Genomic DNA, 21273 nt, shown 5'->3' on the forward strand with positions numbered 1-21273 from the left:
TCTTCTGGGCAGGCAACGATCCCCGCTCAAAGAGAAAAATACCTGTACCGTCTTTGTGAGAAAAGATGCGAGAAAACGATACGGGAAAAATTTGGAGATTAGGAAGGATTATCGAGGAAGGCATTCACTTCTTGAAGACGATCATACGCTTTCCCGGCTTCTGGGCTTTGCGGATGGGTCCGTACAAGTTGTTGAAAGACAGACCGAGCCATGGGTAATTCGCGTAATTCCATATGCGAATAGGCGATTTTTAGCAGAGATGCGGGCACTTTATTGCTGGAAGGGTAAAAGGCAAATACTCGTTCAAATTCATCAATGGCCTCTTGAAATCGCCTTTCGCCGTAATAACATTCACCCAACCAATATTGTGCATTCGAAGCTAAAGGAGAGTCTGCAAACGTCCGCAAAAATGTCGAAAACCCGGTGGAAGCTTCCGCAAAGTTTCCCTGACGAAGTAGCGACATCGCACGGTCATATGACACCTGAGCGTTTCGCGAATCGACATGCCCGGATGAACTGTTTTCTGAAGGCCCTCCCGGAGCCGGCAACGTTCTCGATATTTGGGATGAGGGAGCATTCACGGCAATCGACCCCGTCACAACCTGACGGGAACCTTCCTTTGGGGATAGTGAGCCGGTCATCGCATCCGACCGGGGCGATAGGGGAGTGCGTTGCGAAAGGAAATCTCGGTTTATCCCAGCCCTTGCAGACGGATCGAGGCTTTCGTGCATGTGAGCATTCGAGGAAAGGGGACTACCGGATTGTCCAGCCATGCGAGAAAGTTTTTGCTCGTGTTCATCTAATCGCCCCCCGAATGTGACACTGACTTTTTCTAACGTTCCTACCACCGACTGGATACTTCGTCGAACCTCTTCAAAATTTGCCTGAACTTGCTGCGCCTTGGCATCACGTTGTTGAGATTTGAGATCAAGTTGTTTACGTAAATCTGCGACCTGCTGCTCCTGTTGGGTAACTTGTTGGCGAAGAGAAGACAGCACCTGTTGGTAATCCACCAACGAAGTCCGAAATTCGCCTAACTTACCTCCTTGCTCTGTCAGGAGTTGCTCTTCCCCTGCTAAACGATCTCGAAGCTGATGGACCAGAGGCTCAGATTGTTGAAGCCGGGTTTTGACTTCTTTCATATCTGCGTCATACCGGGCCATTTTTTTTGTTAATTCGTTGACCTGATTCTGATTGCTTTCAAGCCCTCCACGAACCTGAGAGAGGTCCGTCTCCTTTAAGGTAGCAACTTGGTCCATCACTTCGGCCCGAGCATGCAGTAACTCCTGAATCTCAACCCGCTGTTTGGCAATAAGGGAATTCGCTTTCTCCAAGGCCGCATTGGCTTCATTCACAGCTTGCTGGAGTGAGGTTTTGCTCTTATCCAACTGGCCGATCTTTGCGTCCAATTCTCGTTTGATTCGTACCACATCCGCCTGCTGAGCCACGCACCCTGCCAAGATCACACTTAACCCCACCATGACAAATCGAACACTCAAACGATACGAAAATGAATGAGGGCTTAGCATAGTCTTCCTTAATCCTCTTAGAAACCATAAACGGGCCATGCCCGGCACAGCCCTCTACCAATCCCGGCGGTCAGCGACATAGGGCATCGGGGTCGAAGCCACACTGATATCTAGGACGAGGTGAGCACGCCGATTCTTCTGGAAACACGGTTCGGTTGAATCCCAACAGGTGGGATTCTCCTTGCCGAATGACATCACATGAAGCCGCTCTGCAGGGACTCCCAGGCTGGTGAGGTAGTTTTTGGTGCGAAGTGCACGCTTTTCACCTAAAACATGGTTATAGGAAGCTGTTCCACGATCATCGCAATGTCCTTCAATGGTAATCTCCGCATGCGGATGAGCTTTTAGCCATTCCGCGTTGGCCCCTAACGTCGCCTTAGCCTCTTCATTCAGTTGAAAGCTATCAAAATCAAAATGCACATCTCGCAATCCGGCTTGGGCGGTCAATTGTTCAGCACGGGTTCGATTAACCCAATAATCATTGGGAGAGTCAGAAGACGGCGTGAGACCTGACCCGAATGTGTGGTCCTCCCGAATCAAAGGATCTTCCGCAAGCAGGTCGGACAAGGCTCCTGACCCTTCTGGAAAATACCCTTCCCCATTGGATGTCTCTTTGTTTAATGCCTGTTCCGGGGCTCCGGTTGAAAAATCTCCCTGTGAGGCCACCAAAGTTGGCGCACCGGATTTTTTGCCATATTTATGAACTCCATGTGTGGACCGATGTGCACACCCTGTGGCCAGCACCATTATCAGAATCACTATCCCCCAAACATAGATTCTGCGGGTCGATGAATGAACAGTCATATCACAAACTCCTTGTTCAACAGCTTCAGCGAACAAACCATGAAATACCCCCTTTAAGATCGTCCGCCACAAAAAATTGCAAAAACAAGGCCAGGGAATCATGCCGAATACAGGAAGAACTCCACGTCGGAGGTCACGGTGACGAAAAACTCAGCATTTCCGAACAGCAGGAAGAAAAGCGCCCATCTCAAATCCCTTAAATTTCATAATTGTCCTGCAGAGTTAGAGATCTCGCGGCATGATCGGGTTAAGAACCATCGTTACATCCCTCCTGACAATATGGCACAGAATTCAGGGGGGAGTATTCAATGAGGATTTCAAAAAACCCCAATACACGAAGAAGAGGTGAATGCAGAACTGAAGCAGCATTTACTCAACAATCGTGGCATTTCCTCAACGGGTTTGAAGGGCGCGGAGCTCAGAGATGGGAGATCCCTGGGCGGGATAAGCATGGATAGAATCAATGAATTTTTGGAGGAGATCTGACAGGCACTGACGGATTGGTACAGGAATGAACGAAATCCAGTTTTGGGGAAGCTACCTTAATGAGATCCTAGAAAAATATTTTCTAGAATATCACTGGATTTTAGCTTTCGGGACGGATTCAGGAAAAGTGAGACAGCATACAACACTTATTCATCATTCCATTCAGGGGTGGCAAAATACCAGCACTGTCCGCCACATTCTTTAGCCCGATACATCGCCTGATCGGCAATTTCCACCAACCGGTGGGGATCCGTGGAATCCTTGGGATAGACCGAAATACCAATACTAACCTGTATCGGGACTTTTTCTTTTCCCAAACAAATGGGCGGATTAAGGCACTCTAAAATTTTCAGGGCCACCTGACGAATATCCTGAATATGTTCAAGCCCTTGAAGAATCACGGTAAATTCATCCCCGCACAACCGCGCGACGGTATCGGTCGATCGCACACAAGTCGACAAACGCTCCGCCACGATACGCAAAACCCGATCTCCAGTTTGATGACCATGATAATCATTGATAGTTTTAAAATTATCGAGATCCAAAAAGAATAGTGCCAGTAAGGTCCCATTCCGCCTGGCTTGCGCCAACGCCTGCTCCAGGCGGTCGTTAAACATTATTCGATTGGGGAGATCCGTTAACGGATCGTAATAGGCATGATGCTTCATCAGCAGTTCTTGAGTCTTGCGAGCGGTCACATCGTGTAAAATCACCACGAAATGCATTGGGTCCCCCTGCTCATTGAACAAAGGAGTAACCACTTGCTCAAAAACCAGAGATTGGCCATTGCTTCCCGTTTGCATCACCTCGGTCTTCAGACAACCAAACTCTTGGGCAGATGGATCTGACAGGAACTTCCAGTCTTGCAGTTCCTCATGAGGGAACGAACTCAACGGAGAACCCAACATCGCTTGAATCGAGGAACCATGTAAGGTGGCATAGGCATCATTCACCCATTCCAAACGACCCTGCGCATCCGTCACACAGACGGGATCAAATACGGAGCCCATAGCCACACTTTGCAACCGCCATAGATACAGCTGTCTTCCACGTGCCAACAACCGTTCGATCTCACAACCTAATACTTGCAACCATCCAAGCACGGTCGGATCAACCGGCTGTGGACCCTCGGAGCACACCACCAGCATACCGAAACCCTCCTCACCCAAAGCCAGTGGAACCCCCCAGGTTTGATGAAACTGACATCCATGCGGAAACCAGGCCATGGGACTTGCGGGAGGATCACACGAAGAAAGCAGTGATATTTCAGAACCCTCGCAGGCCTGAATTAACTCATCTTGCTGGGAAACCCGGCTCCACCACAGAGCCCCCCCTTGCGCCTCCCAATCAAGCTTTTCAGCCATCGCATGCGCGCGTAACTGGGGCACAGCCCCCTTGCGCATAGTGGTCAGCCACACAAAGGCAAAACCAAAAACCCGCACAAGCCCCTCACAAATCTGTGTCAGACACCCTTCCATACTCTGACCGGCCAATAGTTGCAATTCGAGACTCTGCACCAATTGGATAAAAGGCTGAACGGAGGAGCCTTCCGACTCCAAAGTCAGTCCCCAATGCCACGCAACCACCTTCTGCGACTGATCAAACATGGGCATCACCACACATAGGGTCTTTTGCGGTGGCCTCCCCACCGGGAGAATGGTCAGCACTCTATTCAAGAGCTTCGGCGGAGCCTCAATTGCACAAAGATGGCTTCGAAGATTCTGCCATTCCTCATGAGCAACATAATCGGCAATGGACACCTGCCCTATTTCAGCCAGGTTCATCCCCAGCATATTATTCCCCACCGCATTGGCCATGAGGATCATACCATCACACGAAGTCACGAAATGGATCTGAGAGAATTCTAAGGGTGCAATCGAATCCGTGAACAAAACCCTTTGATCGCCATCAGGAAGAAAATTAGCAATGGGAGGAGGGTCGGACTTGGTGGAAAGAATTTGGGTGAGCCGGCCCCTCAATCGGTGAAGTGCCTGGGTGAGTTCCTGCTCTTGCGTATCGGAAAGGTCACTCGATTCAGCTTGAAAATCCCTCAAGGACTGCTCGAGTAAGTGATGGAGTCGTTCAAAAGTGGCCACAATTACCTTCACCCTGGCACTAGGAATGGGAAAACCACGGGGAGTATTTAGATAATAAACCCTATATCAATATCTTTTGGCAAGGTTTCCTGAACGTCAACCCGTCAAAAGAGGTGGAATTATTGGCGCCAATCTCTAACCGACGTACTCCGAACATCAGACAGATCAATCGATGGAAGGAAAGGCTGCGCGGGCTAACAGGCGACCCATCTTAGGTCTTAGGGAAAATCACTCCGGCCTCGGCATCGGCTTGCGCCTGAGCATAACGTGCCACCGTTCCAATATCGGACCAATAGGCGGTATGAAGAAATCCAAATATTTTCGAACCCCGCGCAAGCGCATCCGTATAGGAGTCGATGATGGAAAACGGCCTATCCGCAAGGGCATCGTGGAGGATGGAAGGATGGAGAATATGCACGCCTGCAAACATCCGTTGAACCAGGACGTTAGGCAATTCAGCTTGGCTCACTCCCCGACCATTTATTCTGAAAATACGATCTTGTGCGTCCGAATCTACGGCTCCCCATTGGGCTGCTTGCGGATGGTCGCGAAGCACTAACGTGGCCACGCCACCATGAGTCCGGTGAAACTCTACCAATCTCTTCACATCCAACTCGATCAATGTATCCCCATTAATAACCAGAAACGGGTGTTGCTCAAAAAACCACTCAGCCGCCTTTAATCCTCCACCCGTTCCTAACAGGGTCGATTCATGGGAATACCTCACCTGCATATCCCAACGGGATCCGTCCCCGATCGCTTCTTCAATCATATGTCCTAAATAATGCAGATTGATGATGACATCACGTATTCCATATGTTCGCAACAACAACAAATTCCAAATAATGAGCGGTGTTCCCGCAACCGGCAATAACGGTTTGGGTATCGTGTTGGTCAACGGACGAAGGCGAGTGCCAAGACCCGCGGCCAGAATCATGGCCTTCATATGCAAGAAGCTAACGCCATTCAGGGATATACGGAGACAGATGGGTGAGCAGTCGATGGAGTTGAGGATATTTTTCCAAATTGGCACGAACATTCTTTAATGTCCGGGGAATAGAGGCCAAAAAACTTGAATTCCCTTTTACTCGATCAATATATACAAACCGACCGGCAGCCTTCAGATTGCGTTGAATGCTCGTGAAGTCAAATAGCCGGCGAAACGCTTCAGGATCATGGAATAGCATAGCGGATTGTTGAGAACATGAGAGATTCCGGCGCATCCCTTCTACGTAACGAGCAATCAGACGATCGATTACCCCTTCATCGAGAGCGATGTAGGAATCCCTCAGCAGGGAGGCCAAATCATAGGTCACAGGGCCCATTAGGGCATCTTGAAAATCAATGACACCCAGCCGTTCTCCATCTACCATCAAGTTACGGGAATGATAATCACGATGAGTGAAAACCTGCGGTTGCGAGGTCAACCATTCCGCAATTTTCTGAAATTCCTCACGAACAGGAACATAATCGTTGGCACACATGAGCCGTCCCCGTCTCGCCACAATGCCATATTCTAAAAAATGGTCAAACTCCCAGAGATATAGGGGAACATCAAAAGACCGTGTCAACGCCACACAGGGAGCGCTGGAAGGATGTGAGGCCCGGAGATGAAGCTGAACGAGTTGATCAACCGCCTTGCAGTATAGATCCTCCCCGATAGCCGGAGTAGATCCCTGCCATGCTTGGGCCAGCGTCACGTCTCCGAAATCTTCGAGGTAGAGCAATCCAGAGGATTCATCGTAAAAATATAACTCGGGAACCTGAACGCCATTCTTCTGCAGATGTTTCAGAATATTCGTGAACGGCAATTCAGTGACGTCTCCTCCGGCTCCACTTACGGCCTCCTCAGAAGCTTTAAACCCTTCCGGGTCGGCTAACTTCATCAGAATCACAGAGGAAACAGGAGCCATGGAAAGGTGCAAACGGTAATAGCGACGATTCGAGGCATCCCCCGCCAACGGCACGCATTGCTCTAGTTCGGCGGTGAACGGAAGATGTTTACGAAGAGTAAAGGACACACCCGAGAGATCGAGGCCCGTCATAGACAGGGAAGCTTGAGGCATCATTGATTGCAATTATACGGGCATACCACCTTCTTGTCATCAAAAGGCAATAAGAGCCACTAATTTTGAAAACCGAATTCACCTCCCTGAAATACAACAGCCTGGATGCACGGAGTGAAAGAAAAAGCCCTTGCATCCCCAAATGCCTGCCTGCTTGCTTGAGCGTCAAAGCGGCTTCAGCGCAAAAAGGCGAAGTCTCTCCGCAAAGGATGGGAACAGTACCGCGATATCTTTTTATCTTTCCTCGATTTAAGATTGAGAACATTTAGACGATAAGTAGGATTAAGAGAGGGAAAATTCTCACAAGTCACCATAATCACCCACAAATCTAAAGGTGCTCTATGGAAATCACCAATCCAACCCTTCCAACTCTCCCCTCCCCTCAATCTACCTCCTCGGTCCAGGACGGAGATGTGGGCCAGAAGGGAAGTTTTTACAGCCGCAACCGAAAAAAACAAGAAAAGAAGTTTGAGCACCACTCAGAAGAACCACCACCCCGCATAGATCGGTCAACACGACTCATTGATATTCACGTGTAGCACGGATGAATTCTTGAAGTTTCATGTTTCCTACGGGCCGAAACAAGGACGTCCCTTCAGATATTGATCAGAAGAAGAAATACCCTCCAGATGCGCTGCTGATGAATGACCATATTGGGGGCTCTCGTTCTTAATTAAATCAAAATCTAAATATTGCGCCCTATCGATAAATTCATCTCTATATATAGTGCTTGTTGTTTACTTTTGGGTATATTGGCTTTTGGAATTCTTGATGTAGCCATTCATTCCTTGATGAGAGCGATGCATGAGTTATAAAAACATCGGTGATTACGGCATTATTGGAGATCTTCATACCATTGCGCTTGTTGGGATCGATGGATCCATTGATTGGTGTTGCCTGCCACGCTTTGACTCCCCTAGTCTATTTGCAGCCATTCTTGACGAGAAAATTGGAGGGTACTTCAAGATTGCCCCCGTCATAAAGGGCAATACGCGACAAATGTACCTGCCCGAAACCAATATCCTGCTGACCCGGTTTCTGCAACATGATGGAGTCGGCGAACTCACTGACTTCATGCCCATCGAATCGGACGAAGCCGGATACCGGCCTCGCCGCCACCAAATCATCCGGATGCTCTCCGTGGTCCGTGGAACCGTCACCTTTCGACTTGAATGCGCGCCCGCATTTAATTTTGGTCGTGACCTTCATGACATCGAGACCAGACCGAAAGGCATCATTTTTCAATCCGGCGAACAATCCGTGGGATTGGTCAGCCCCATTCCCCTTCAAACGCGGGAAAATTTGGCGTATCAAGAATTCACACTCCATCAGGGCGAAAGCCTGACGTTTTTTTTGGAATACATCGAAGTCAAAAACGGCGACCAGCTGTTATCCACTCCAGAGTCCGGCGATGAGGCCTTTCGAAATACGTCCGCCTTCTGGCAGCGCTGGCTGGCTCAATGCCAATACGATGGACGATGGCGGGAAGTGGTTCACCGGTCAGCCTTGGCCCTCAAACTCCTAACCTATGCTCCAACCGGAGCCATTGTCGCGGCTCCCACAACCAGTCTTCCAGAAAATATCGGGGGTCCCCGAAATTGGGACTATCGTTATACCTGGATTCGGGATGCAGCCTTTTCGATATACGGGCTCTTGCGCCTGGGATTTACGGTGGAAGCCAGTCGATTCATGGATTGGCTCAATGCCCGTTGTTGCGAACTCAATCCGGACGGATCCATCCAATTGATGTATGGCATCGACGGTCGTCGCAATCTGACCGAAGAAGAATTGCCCCATCTGGATGGCCACCGCCGTTCCCGCCCCGTGCGTATCGGCAATGGAGCCGCCTCTCAACTGCAAATGGATATGTACGGCGCACTCATGGACGCGGTATATCTTTATAATAAACACGGCGCATCCATTTCCTATGATCTCTGGGTCAACCTTTGCCGCCTTTTGGATTTTGTCTGCGATAATTGGGAGCAACCTGATGAAGGTATTTGGGAAGTCAGAGGAGGACGCCGTCATTTTGTCTATTCCAAAGTCATGTGCTGGGTGGCCTTGGATCGTGGAATTCGTCTGGCCGACAAACGGGGCTTTCCAGGCAGCCGGGCCCGATGGATGGAGCAACGCGACCGGATCTACAGGGAAATTATGGCACGGGGTTGGAATGCCGATATTGGAGCCTTCGTTCAATCGTACGATAGCGAAGCGTTGGATGCCGCCAACCTGATTATGCCTCTCGTCTTCTTTGTGTCTCCCACTGATCCTCGGATGCTCTCAACCATTGATCGCACACTCGAGCAACTGTCATTAGGAAGCCTTGTGTATCGTTATGAAAACGGGAAGGCCGCCTCAGATGGCCTGGACAGCGAAGAAGGCACCTTTAGCATGTGTACCTTTTGGTTAGTCGAAGCCCTGACCAAAGCAGGGCGATTGACGGAAGCACGACTGATCTTTGAAAAAATGTTAAGTTATGGTAATCATCTTCGCTTATATGCCGAAGAAGTCTCGCACTCGGGGGAACAGTTAGGAAATTTTCCCCAGGCCTTTACACATTTTGGTCTCATAACGGCGGCCTGCAATCTTGATCTGGCTCTCAATACAAAACGAGCCGCCCACACTGTCGTGAGGCGTAATCGACCGTCAGCAACATCCTCACATCAGGCTCTATGACGACTGAAAGGACCACCATTCGGAATCACAGGAGGATCGCATATGGATATCGGTTTCATTGGACTTGGCAAAATGGGAATGAACATGGTCACCCGGTTGAGCCAAGGAGGACATCGGGTCGTTGCCTACGACCGGTCGGCCGCCCTGATCAGTGAGGCCGCAACAAAAGGGGCGAATTCATCTTCATCCTTGGAAGACCTGATCTCCAAATTACCCAAACCGCGAGTCGTCTGGGTCATGGTCCCATCAGGTCAACCCACCGAAGAGACCGTACAACATCTCGGAACAATCTTGGAGGCCAACGATATCATCATCGATGGAGGTAACACGAAATTTCATGATGACGTTCGCCGGGCGGCCGACCTTCACACCCGTGGCATCCACTATATTGATGCCGGAACCAGCGGGGGTATTTGGGGGTTGCAAATCGGCTATTGCTTGATGGTCGGTGGAAAACAGGAACCCGTCAAGCGATTGGCCCCGATCTTCACAACCTTGGCTCCAGAAAATGGATGGGCCCATGTCGGGGGACATGGTGCTGGACATTATGTGAAGATGGTTCACAATGGCATTGAATACAGTATGATGCAGGGATATGCGGAAGGCTTCGAACTAATGTCAAAAAGTGACTATAACCTGAATCTCGCTACAATCGCCGATCTCTGGATGCATGGCAGTGTGGTCAGATCCTGGCTGCTTGAACTAGCCGCCGGAGCGCTCAAAAAGGATCCTAAGCTGGAACAATTACAAGGCTACGTGCAGGATTCCGGCGAGGGACGGTGGATGATCATGGATGCCATTGAAAAGGACGTACCGGTTCCCACTCTGACAACCGCTTTATTCACCCGATTCCGCTCGCGGCAGGACAGCTCCTTCGCGGAAAAAATGTTAGCGGCACTGCGGAAGGCTTTTGGCGGACATAGCGTCCGACCATAACCGGATTCTTGCGAGGTCGACATGTCACCGATTGAACCTTCTCCTGGGACCGAAGCCCCCGTCACAAACAACCGAACCGCAGCGACTCAACCGTGCACGATTGTTATTTTCGGTGCCTCGGGCGATCTGACCCAGCGTAAACTTCTGCCGGCCCTCTACAATCTCCTCCTGGACGGTTTGTTACCTGACAATTTCGCCGTACTGGGATTAGGCCGGAAGCCTCTTTCGGATGAGGATTTTCGCGGGATTGCCCGTAAGGGCATTGAACAATTTTCCCGGCAAACGCTCGAATCCGACAAGTGGGAAATATTTCAAAGTCGATTATTTTATTGTGCAGGAGATATTTCCGCCTCCGACTATTACGGGCAAATCCGGGACCGGCTGAAGAACATTGAGGCACCATTCAAACTATCCGGTAATCGTATTTTTTATTTAGCCATCCCGCCGACCTCCTTTGCCCCCGCATGCGAGGGGCTCCAGAAGGCCGGGTTAGTGGCCGTCCCTGACCAAGCGGACGCGTACTCCCGGGTCATTGTGGAAAAACCCATTGGACACGATTTGTCTTCTGCCCGAGCAATTAATACCGCCATCGGGAATGTCTTCGATGAATCGCAAATTTATCGCATCGATCATTATCTGGGGAAGGAGACCGTCCAGAATATTATGGTCATGCGATTTGCCAACTCCATTTTTGAACCGCTATGGAACCATAAATATATCGATCACGTGCAATTGACGGTCAGTGAAGCCGTCACCCTTGGATCCCGAGCCACCTACTATGAGGGGGCAGGAGCCCTTCGCGATATGGTGCAAAATCACATTTTGCAACTGCTCTGCCTGATCGCGATGGAACCTCCCTACTCACTGGATCCGGATGTGGTGCGGAATGCTCGAATGGATGTGTTACGGGGACTGCGCCCAATACGCGGACAAGACGTCGAAAAGATGACCGTTCGCGCCCAATATGCCCATGGCAACATCAAGGGCCAGGAAGTCCCTGGCTATCGACGAGAGGAAGGGGTACAACCTGACTCCACCACGGAAACATATGTGGCCTTAAAAGTTTTTGTGGAAAACTGGCGCTGGGCCGGAGTGCCATTCTATATTCGCACCGGAAAAGCCATGCCGACGCGCGCCAGCGAAATCGCCGTCCAATTCAAGGACATCCCCCAGATTTTATTTAATGCCAATCCCCAAATTCCCCAGGCTCCGAATCTGCTCACGCTTCGTATTCAACCCGAAGAGGGCATGGCCCTTCGCATTATATCCAAAGTACCGGGAACTAAAGCCCAAACCCATCCGGTTGATATGGACTTTCACTACGGCGATGCTTTTAAGGCACCCTCCCCGGAGGCCTATGAACGATTGCTGTTGGATGTCATGGCAGGGGATACGTCCTTATTCATGCGACGGGATGCCGTTGAGGCATCGTGGAAATGGGTCACGGATATCCTCGAAGGGTGGAGTGCCTATGAAACCAAATGGTTACCCGAATATCCCGCCGGTAGCTGGGGACCCGTCGAAGCCGATCGACTGATTCATGCAGGCGGGCACCATTGGCGAAAAATCTAGGGTCGCCCCCTCTCAAATGCGATAGACCAATAAGACCTCCCTCTCTTCTCCCTTCCTGAGTAGGGGAAAATCCTCTAAAAATTTTGTAGTTCGTGTTTCTCGTGCCAGCTAGGTTTCGAAACATCCCATGGTAGAAAAAACGTGGGAAAGAAAAAGAATAATGCGACCCGGAAAGATTCTAAGCCAAATTCAACCCAGGCCAAACCTCACGATGTCTCTGGCCCGAAACGCTTACAGTAATTATGTTCGTTAGAACCATCCTTCAGGAATCGTTCGCCATTTTGTGCAAAGAAAAAATTGGTTGGCTGCAGAGAAGGATTTAGAGTGTAAAAAACATAGACTTCAGTGGACAGACAATGACAGCAAGAATGGAGATTGTAATCTTAAACTGCAAGAACACCAGTCATCACCCCCACCAGTTCGCAGCGGGGATCCCCCCTCGCAATGAATGCCTACTGTATGAGGGGACATGTTCTAAGTCTGATGACCTTATTCTTCGGGTTCGATACAGTTCATCTCGCCTCGCTCTCGACATAGTCGGTATTTGAGCTTCTTTGCCCAATATTGGTACGCTTCCTCCACATCACTCCATGAACTCGTTGTCCCGGAGAGGCTTTTGGTGCCGGCTCTGCGATCAACTCCCGCCATTAATAATTCCCCGGTTTGCGCATCCGTGATTTTTGCTTCGACACTGGCTGCACCGACAAATCCTGGTTTTCCCTTTGCTACAATTCCTTTGGCTCCCGTCAACATCCGGGCTGGGGGGAGCACGGAGGAAATTATGTCCATTGTCGGGTTTGAGGCTTCTGCCTCAGTAATGGCTACTGTCACCCTCATGACGCCTGGACCGGGTTTACTCACAATCTTGTAATTGGGCATTAAAGCCTTCACGAGCTTATCCCAGAAATAATCCGCAAGTTGTTGAAGATCAGCCTTCCATTCTTCCTTCAATAGCGAGTCCTTATCCCGCCAAATGGTTACGGAGTCAACGATGGCTTTATCATACGATTTCCAGTCGGCTTTTTGGTTTTTGTAGACTAATAGGGCCTCCCCTTCTTGGCCCGGGCGCAACATGGAATAATCTTCAAGAAACCCAGTTTTGAGAGGTTCGTGCATCTGTTGAGTTTTGGCGCAGCCGCCAAAGCCTCCTAAGAGCACCACGCAACTTAGGACAAATGGACTTGCCAATCGGTGTGCACATTTCATCATCATGCGATTCTCCTTCTCATATTCTGAAGCGTTCAACTGGAACCAGGTATCTATTTTATTTATTCGAGGATGTGCATGGCGAAAAATTCCTCATCGTTCGGCCCTTGGTATGCAATGATCCCTGAGGTGGCACCTAATGACCAGAAAACTGGCCGCCCACGCTAGTAAAGCCACGTTCTGTCGCCCCGCAAGTAATCAGCGGGGATCCATCGTCATTTGGTCATCCCTGTATGTCGTTAGCAGGCACCCATCTTTTTGCCTTCATACGCGCAGTGTGTGACGGGTACCTATTCCCCTCTGTCATCCCCATTCCCTATAGAACTCCCTGTTGAAGTATATTCAACGAATGCCAGAACACCTTAATCCACTTTTTAGTTTTCATGCCTTACAAAAGATTTCTGAATTCTTCGTAAAGGACACATGGTCCCAGCTAGGTGAACCCATATTACTTTCTGAATCTGGAAAATGAAGATAATGGGGCTAGCAAGTTGTGGTTAACGATAGTTTCCATGTCTCAGGCCATGTCTTAGGCAATAGCCAAAGCATCGATATTGGTGGGCAATAGCAAAGAGATAGATGTAATGTTCCCACACACAATAGATGATGTTATAAGGGAATCTCGGTTTGAGCGAAAGCCGGCTGCCAGGCGCGCCAAATTTTCTTACGAAACTTCGGATGAATCGTTCATCACCTCCACCAATCGGATCTACATAGACTATCTGATATTGGGAAATATCAACCTATCTTTCGTTGTTTGTTCACAAGGTTGAGACCGCCCGCAATAGGGATTCAGCTACCCTCTGTTCGCCTAACCTCCTTCTCTTCCTACCTGAGCATACCTAATGAGCATGCGAACCGATGCTGGCTTCAATCAATTGCTCCAGGCGAGCCAAGCCCTTTTCAACATCGGCATCCAGATGAAGACGGATGACCCGTCGGTGACGACTGCTCAGGCTTTGCATATCGCCTAATGCTTGCGCGGCTTTCAACACGCCAAACGAATATGGTTCACCAGGAATGGGAAGATCCTCATGATCCTCGCATGTCACCTGAATAAAAACACCAGAATTGGGTCCACCCTTATGCAATTGTCCTGTGGAATGCAGAAATCGTGGGCCATAGCCTAGCGTGGTTGCAACCTGTTTGTTCTCACGAATGTTGGTGCGCATGCGTTGAAAAATGGCATGAATCGGATCGGTTCGTTCCACGTAGGCATTGATGGCAAAATAATCACCTGGTTGAATACGAGCAAAATGCGCCTCTAGCACGGCTTCCAATGAAGCCTTGCCTTTGAGGACAGAGGCATTCTGTTCATCGGTATAGACGGTCACATTGCCATCGGTAAGGAAAGAGGGGAAATCCGGCAGGGTGCCGTTCCTGATGAAGGCTTCTAAATATTTCTTTGTATGATCTTTACTTTCCTGAACGTTTGGCTGATCGAACGCATTAATCTCTAACAAAGCTCCCGCCACCGCCGTCGCCATTTCCCATAAGAAAAATTGCTCGCCAAGATTAATCAGGTCGGCGACAGTGATGCGAATCACCGGATGCCCGGCTTGTTCAAGTGCCTTTACTTTAGCTTCCTGGGTGACATCAATTCCTTGCTCATATCGGATATAGGCAAACACCCGGTCCTGGTCGTAGACCTCAGGGGCTCCTAAGGATTCCCCATCAATGGGAATAATTCCCTTTCCTTCTTTCCCCGTGCTTTCAGCCACTAATTGTTCTAACCACGCACCCAGATCCCATAGTGCCGGCGAGGTCACAAACGTCAGCTTGTCCTTTCCAGCCTTGGCACACATGCCCAGAATTGTCCCGAGGATCACACCCGGATTATCCTGAGGGGGCACGCTGGCCCCACAGGAATGCCGCATGCGTTCCGCCCGATACAAGAAATGCTCAATATTCACGCCCATCAAAGCCGCAGGGACCATACCAAAATTAGAAAGAGCCGAATATCGCCCGCCAATTTCCGGAACACCCGGCAGAATATGTCGGAATCGCAGCTCCTTGGCCACTTGCTCCAGCAACGAGCCAGGATCGGTAATGGCCACAAAATGATTGCCCGCCTTTTCCCCGACAACCTGTCGCATTCGCTCAAAGAAATATTTTTGAAACACGAGGGGTTCGGTCGTGGATCCCGATTTACTGGCTACCACACACAAGGTTTTTGCCAATGCGACCCGATGCTCAAATGCCCGCACCTGCGAGGGTACCGTGCTATCCAAAACATGTAATTCGGGATACCCGGGAATTAAGCCAAAGGTCATCCGGCAGACTTCCGGACACATGCTGCTTCCCCCCATACCCAGGATCAGAATATGTTGAAACCCCGCGTCCTTGATCTCTTTGGCCAAAGCCAGCAATCGGGGTATCGAAGAAAGTTGTTGTTCTGTGATTCGCAACCACCCCAGTGCATTCCGAATGATCTCCTGATGAGCGGGATCGTGATGCCAGACAGTAGGATCTTTACTCCACAAACGGCGAACCAGATTGGTATGCTGAAATTCGTTGAGCGCCTCGTCAATCTTCGGCTGCAGAGGGCCAACCGAATAGGTAACCCGGTCCACTTTTTCCCCTAAGATGATGGCCCGTTTCCGGCTAATCACACCCATTAATTGATCAAAGGCATCCAAAAACAATTGTGCGCCATCCTTCAGGAGAGTGTCGGTAACCTCCTCCATGGAAATTCCAGCTTCGGCCAACTGCTGCATGATTTTTTTCGCGTCAGCCAGGCCCTCCTGAATCGTATTCTTCACGGTTCCGTGGTTCCGGAAAGCCGTAAACGTCGCTTCAGGCATCGTGTTCACGGTATCCGGACCGATGAGATTATCAACATAATAGGTATCCGGGTACTTGGGGTTTTTCGTCCCGGTGCTCGCCCAAAGGACCCGCTGGACTCGTGCCCCTTCTGCTTTGAGGGGTTGAAATTCGGAGCTTGCAAAGACTTCCCGAAAGATTTGATAGGCCAGCTTGGCATTGGCAATGGCGACTTTTCCCAGAAGACCTTCCATCATCGCTCGTTGGGCAGGACGGGATTCTTGTGAAATTTTTGCGTCTAAGGTTTTATCAATCAGCGTATCAATTCGACTGACAAAAAAACTGGCCACCGAGGCGATACGATGCAAATTCCCTCTATGCGCCGCCAACCGTTTCAACCCACGGATATAACTCCAGGCCACCTGCTCATATACCACCACACTGAATAAAAGAGTGACATTGATATTGATGCCTTGGGACAGAAGCTCCTCAATGGCGGGTAACCCCTGAGGAGTTCCCGGCACTTTAATCATGACATTGTCCCGGCCCACGGTTTGCCACAAACGGACCGCTTCATCGATGGTGCCTTGTGTATCAAAAGCCAAATCCGGAGAGACCTCCAAGCTCACATAACCATCACGACCGTCCGAGGTCTCATAGACCGGCCGCATGAGATCGGCTGCATCCTGAATGTCTTGAATGGCTACTCCCTCATAAATCTGTTTGACGCTCGTCACCTGAGACGCGACTTGTGCAATCGCTTCATCATAGTCCGTACTCCCCGCAATGGCTTTTTCAAAAATCGAGGGATTCGAGGTCATGCCCATGAGACCGTCCTTCTCAATAAGCGCCTGAAGGTCCCCGGAGGTAATCAAACCCCGACGAATATAGTCGTACCAGGGACTTTGCCCCATCTCACAAAGTTGGACGAGTGGATTCATGGCGAGATTCTCCTTGAAAGGATGAAGTTAGCGGTCAGCGGTGATGGCATGAGCTTGATGCCGTGCAATCTGCGCCTTGGCCGCTGCCACCACATGCTCAACCGTAAAACCAAATTTTTTAGCTAATTCCTTGAGCGGAGCCGAGGCGCCGAACGATTTCATCCCTATCGAATGGCCCTGCGTTCCGACATAGTTTCCCCATCCAAAGACCGAGGCTTGCTCAACCGATACCCGCGCAGTGACATCGGGGGGAATAACCGAGCGCCGATAATCTTCCGATTGTTGTTCGAACAATTCCCAGGAAGGCATACTGACGACCCGACTTTTTATCCCTTCGAGCGCCAATTGCTCATGGGCTTGCACGCATAAGGGCACTTCACTTCCCGTTCCGAGCAATAAGACCTCGGGGCACCCATCGGGAGGGTCCGCCAAGACATAGGCACCTTTGGCCACGCCCGATGCAGATGCATATTTCACCCGATCCAATGTGGGAATGGCCTGCCGCGAGACGATCATAATCACCGGTTCGTGCCGCAATTCCATAATCACCTTCCACGCTTCGGCAATTTCGTTGGCATCTCCAGGGCGAAATACGAGTAACCCTGGAATTGCGCGAAGCGAAGAGATTTGTTCAATGGGCTGGTGAGTCGGTCCATCTTCCCCGACCCCAATGGAATCATGGGTAAAGATATGCACGACAGGAATTTCCATCAAGGCACTTAGCCGGATAGCCGGTCTGGCATAGTCGCTAAAGATGAGAAATCCCGAGCCATACGGACGAACTTTTGACAAAGACAGGCCATTCAAAATCGCGCCCATCGCATGTTCCCGAACCCCAAAATGGATATTTCGTCCTGATGGATTGCTGCCGGTCAAATCCCCGGCTCCTTCAAACGTTAATCGCGTCTTCGTGGATGGAGCCAGGTCTGCCGCCCCACCGAAGAACCAGGGAATCGCGGCCGCCAGGGCATTCAATACGATTCCCGACACTTCCCGCCCGGCAAGTCCCTTGGCATCAGGCGGAAAAACAGGAACTTTACGGTCCCAGCCATCGGGCAATTGTCTATGTTGCATTTGATACAAGTGGCTGGCCAATTCTGGATATTTGGCTTGATAGTCTGCAAAACGGGCCATCCACGCGCTCCGCAACTCTTTGCCCCGTTTCCCGATACCCTGTTGGAAATGAGCCGGGACCTCATCGGGCACCAGAAACCGTGCGTCTTCCGGCCAACCATAATAGCGTTTGGCTAACCGGATTTCTTCTTCACCCAAGGGTTCACCATGAGCCGAATGCGTATCCTGCTTATTCGGAGCTCCATACCCGATATGGCTATCGACAATGATCAGGGTCGGACGATCTGATTCCTTTATAAAGGTGCCAAATGCCCGATCCAGCCTATGGAGATCATTTGCATCCCCCACACGAGTCACATTCCAGCCATAGGCAATAAACCGAGTGGCCACATCTTCAGTAAAGGCCAGGTCCGTATGGCCTTCAATGGTGATCTTATTATTGTCATAGATCCAACAGAGATTCGATAATTTGAGGTGTCCGGCAAGAGATGCCGCTTCCGAGGATACCCCTTCCATCAAACACCCATCCCCACAAATGGCATAGACATTATAGTTAAACATTTCAAAGTCCGGACGATTGAAATACGCGGCCATCCATCGTTGCGCAATTGCCATGCCGACACTGGTTGCGACGCCCTGACCTAATGGGCCGGTCGTCGTTTCGATACCCGATGTCCAACGATACTCAGGATGACCAGGACATTTACTCTCTAATTGCCGGAACCGTTGAATATCCTCCAACGTCACCGAAAGTTCACCCAATTGCTCATATTGCCCGTTCACCGATTTCACGCCACAGAGATGCAACAGGGAATAGAGCAACATTGAGGCATGTCCGGCTGAGAGAACAAACCGATCACGATTCGGCCAGATGGGATCGTCCGGATCAGAACGCAAGATCCGGTTCCAGAGCCAATACGCGACAGGAGCCAAGGCCATCGGGGTACCGGGATGCCCGGAGTTCGCGGCTTGTACCGCATCCATCGATAAGGTACGAATGGTGTTAATACAAAGCTGGTCCAGGGAATCGCATGCGGGTTTCATTCTTGCTCCTTCGTTATCCATAATAAATGGGCTATCTCGCGTGACGGGTGTTTAATTATGAGAAAGGTAAGCACCTGCATCCTATCATAGGTTTTTCTTTCACTCTACACTATGGCCCACTAGGTTGTTCCGCAAACGGACTTGCCGGGAAGGCATAAAAATTTTCCTCGGGCGAAGACAAAAAGTCGGATAATTAAATCAGTTGCCAATCCCATGAACCTGTCTTTATGATTTGAACCTATGAAAGTCCATCTCAGCCATCCCACCCGTGACCTGGTCATCCAAGGCCCCAAACGGGTTGCCGACATTTTCAAAGAACTCAATTTAATCCCTGAGGCTTTCTTGATCATACGCGGGCAGGATCTCATGACCGAAGACGAAACCGTGGCGGATGGTGATAGCATTGAAATCCGCCCGGTCATATCGGGAGGGTAAACTCATGCGCTGCCGGAAATGTCCGAAACGGGCGGTGCTGGGACTACAAAGGCACAATACGGCGTTTTGTGGGGAGTGTCTCACTGAATTTGTCCGAACCCAGGTGCAACGAGCCATTAAGGCTCAACAGATGTTTTCCCCTGAAGATCGCATTCTGGTTGCCGTGTCCGGAGGAAAAGACAGCCTGACCCTTTGGGAAATTCTCCTGAAATTAGGCTATCGGGCCGATGCCTTGTATGTTGATTTAGGCATTCCCGGTTATTCCAGCCGGTCAAAAGAAAAAGTCGAACAGTTTGCCAAAGTGGTGGCTGAACCCTGCGGATCCCACCTGAGGATTCATACCGTGGAGGAGGATGCGGGAGCCGGAATAAAGGAATTAGCTAATCTGATCAAGCGCCCCACATGCTCAGCCTGTGGCACGATTAAACGGTATCAATTTAATCGGGTCGCCTGGCAAAACCACTACGACGTGATGGCCACCGGCCATAATTTAGATGATGAGGCGGCCAGACTTCTGGGCAATGTCCTGCAGTGGCAGGAGGAATATTTGCAAAAACAGTCGCCAAGCCTTCCCGCCTCCATGGAAGGTTTTGCGAAAAAAGTGAAACCACTCTACCGAATGACCGAACGGGAAATTGCCGCTTATGCCGTGGTCAACCGGATTGACTACCTGGTCGAAGAATGCCCGATGGCCAAAGGCGCGAAGATGTTGGTATATAAAGACGCGCTTAATCGCTTAGAATCAGAATCACCGGGCACCAAGCAACGGTTTTATTGGGGATTCCTTGATAGACAGGAAAAATCGTCCTCTGTGTCCCCATCTATGAGCCAGATCGACCAAACCACCTTGCAACCCTGTACCGTGTGCAGCCAACCCACGACTGCCGGAACCTGCTCCTTTTGTCGCATGATGGCACGCGCCAAAACGGCCGTGAAGTAGGCTCATTCTTCGCCATGGCCATTTCCGATGGCCTTCAGAATATTGACGGCAGTTTCGCCACGACCCCCCAGAAATTCGCTTCCGTTTGCTCACCGAATAATTTGGCTCCAACACAAAAGTAACGAGCACTTGGCTACCCGAGCCGGGAACGTTTTCCATGGCTTCGCTTCGCACCTACCCAATGAGCAAGAGGAACGAGGAAACTTGGCGCGTCGCCGAAAAAACGCAGGGAATCTGGTGACGTCCAGTCATTCGGGGAGTTCGATACTGCCCCCTTCGAGGTCGGCATCAATGCCGGTCAGCTCCATTTTGTTCCCAACCCGCCACCAGTCCGGAGAGATTTCAGATAAGATACCTTTCGAGGTATAAAATTTTGCAGCAGGGATGGCCACTGCCTGGTGGGGCTTTTTGTGGATTTCCATGACGAGGGTCTTCAAGGTCGTATCTTCCACCTTGACGCTATCGGGCAACTCCGTAAGGACAAACCGATCGCCAGGGTTGTGTTCCCAGACGTTGCGTTGCAATTTGGCCACTTCCGTTCCCGTGGGCATAAACACCCCCATACTCAATGCCAGTTTATTCTCCTCTTCCAACCACTCAATACGCAGTTGTTCTTTCCCGTGAGCAATAAAAACGCCATCGGTATTGCGAAGAGTATTCTTTCCCAGTTCAATATCCATCGTTACCTCATCCTTTCTCGGGCAT

14 protein-coding genes are annotated in these 21273 nt (G+C 50.3%); 5 read left to right on the plus strand and 9 right to left on the minus strand.

From position 1 onward, the window contains the following. Window positions 1-98 precede the first annotated feature (98 nt). The 5 genes from ybgF to H6750_02225 all read right to left on the minus strand — a co-directional run bounded on the left by ybgF (window position 99) and on the right by H6750_02225 (window position 6993). Window positions 99-1529, minus strand: coding sequence for a tol-pal system protein YbgF (ybgF, locus tag H6750_02205; protein ID MCB9773125.1), 1431 nt, complete (start codon window positions 1527-1529; stop codon window positions 99-101). Between the two features lie 54 nt (window positions 1530-1583). Then, window positions 1584-2333: an OmpA family protein gene (locus H6750_02210; GenBank protein ID MCB9773126.1), complete on the minus strand. Its 750-nt coding sequence runs from the start codon at window positions 2331-2333 to the stop codon at window positions 1584-1586. 632 nt (window positions 2334-2965) lie between these two features. Continuing rightward, window positions 2966-4915: a diguanylate cyclase gene (locus H6750_02215; GenBank protein ID MCB9773127.1), complete on the minus strand. Its 1950-nt coding sequence runs from the start codon at window positions 4913-4915 to the stop codon at window positions 2966-2968. Window positions 4916-5126: 211 nt separating this feature from the next. Further along, a complete protein-coding gene (locus tag H6750_02220) occupies window positions 5127-5852 on the minus strand; it encodes an NDP-sugar synthase (protein MCB9773128.1) in 726 nt (241 codons plus the stop codon). 19 nt (window positions 5853-5871) lie between these two features. Continuing rightward, on the minus strand, window positions 5872-6993 hold the full coding sequence (locus H6750_02225; protein ID MCB9773129.1) for a phosphotransferase: 1122 nt from the start codon (window positions 6991-6993) through the stop codon (window positions 5872-5874). Between the two features lie 792 nt (window positions 6994-7785). Here H6750_02225 and H6750_02230 point away from each other — a divergent pair. Genes H6750_02230 through zwf form a run of 3 tightly spaced genes read left to right on the plus strand, consistent with a single transcriptional unit; the run spans window position 7786 to window position 12165 of the window. Then, the gene (locus tag H6750_02230; GenBank protein MCB9773130.1) at window positions 7786-9657 is read left to right on the plus strand and encodes a glycoside hydrolase family 15 protein; all 1872 of its coding nucleotides are present in this window, start codon (window positions 7786-7788) and stop codon (window positions 9655-9657) included. A gap of 42 nt (window positions 9658-9699) precedes the next feature. Further along, on the plus strand, window positions 9700-10593 hold the full coding sequence (gnd, locus tag H6750_02235; GenBank protein MCB9773131.1) for a decarboxylating 6-phosphogluconate dehydrogenase: 894 nt from the start codon (window positions 9700-9702) through the stop codon (window positions 10591-10593). A 21-nt stretch (window positions 10594-10614) separates the two neighbouring features. After that, window positions 10615-12165: a glucose-6-phosphate dehydrogenase gene (zwf, locus tag H6750_02240; protein ID MCB9773132.1), complete on the plus strand. Its 1551-nt coding sequence runs from the start codon at window positions 10615-10617 to the stop codon at window positions 12163-12165. A gap of 489 nt (window positions 12166-12654) precedes the next feature. Here zwf and H6750_02245 read toward each other — a convergent pair whose 3' ends face one another. The 3 genes from H6750_02245 to tkt all read right to left on the minus strand — a co-directional run bounded on the left by H6750_02245 (window position 12655) and on the right by tkt (window position 19193). Further along, window positions 12655-13377 carry a DUF3313 domain-containing protein gene (locus tag H6750_02245; protein ID MCB9773133.1) on the minus strand — a complete coding sequence of 241 codons (723 nt, stop codon included), beginning with the start codon at window positions 13375-13377 and terminating at the stop codon, window positions 12655-12657. 836 nt (window positions 13378-14213) lie between these two features. Beyond that, entirely contained in the window at window positions 14214-17075 is a 2862-nt protein-coding gene (locus H6750_02250) for a bifunctional transaldolase/phosoglucose isomerase (GenBank protein ID MCB9773134.1), read from the minus strand. A gap of 27 nt (window positions 17076-17102) precedes the next feature. Further along, complete coding sequence (gene tkt / locus H6750_02255) at window positions 17103-19193, minus strand: transketolase (GenBank protein ID MCB9773135.1); 2091 nt, start codon at window positions 19191-19193, stop codon at window positions 17103-17105. A 240-nt stretch (window positions 19194-19433) separates the two neighbouring features. Here tkt and H6750_02260 point away from each other — a divergent pair, with 240 nt between their 5' ends. Both H6750_02260 and H6750_02265 read left to right on the plus strand, forming a co-directional pair. Next, on the plus strand, window positions 19434-19628 hold the full coding sequence (locus tag H6750_02260) for a thiamine biosynthesis protein ThiS (GenBank protein MCB9773136.1): 195 nt from the start codon (window positions 19434-19436) through the stop codon (window positions 19626-19628). 4 nt (window positions 19629-19632) lie between these two features. Beyond that, entirely contained in the window at window positions 19633-20568 is a 936-nt protein-coding gene (locus tag H6750_02265) for an adenine nucleotide alpha hydrolase family protein (protein ID MCB9773137.1), read from the plus strand. Window positions 20569-20816: 248 nt separating this feature from the next. Here the strand turns inward: H6750_02265 and H6750_02270 are convergent, their stop codons facing one another. Continuing rightward, complete coding sequence (locus tag H6750_02270) at window positions 20817-21248, minus strand: hypothetical protein (GenBank protein ID MCB9773138.1); 432 nt, start codon at window positions 21246-21248, stop codon at window positions 20817-20819. Between the last annotated feature and the right edge of the window lie 25 nt (window positions 21249-21273).

The sequence above is a fragment of the Nitrospiraceae bacterium genome (assembly GCA_020632595.1).
Taxonomy (GTDB): domain Bacteria; phylum Nitrospirota; class Nitrospiria; order Nitrospirales; family UBA8639; genus Nitrospira_E.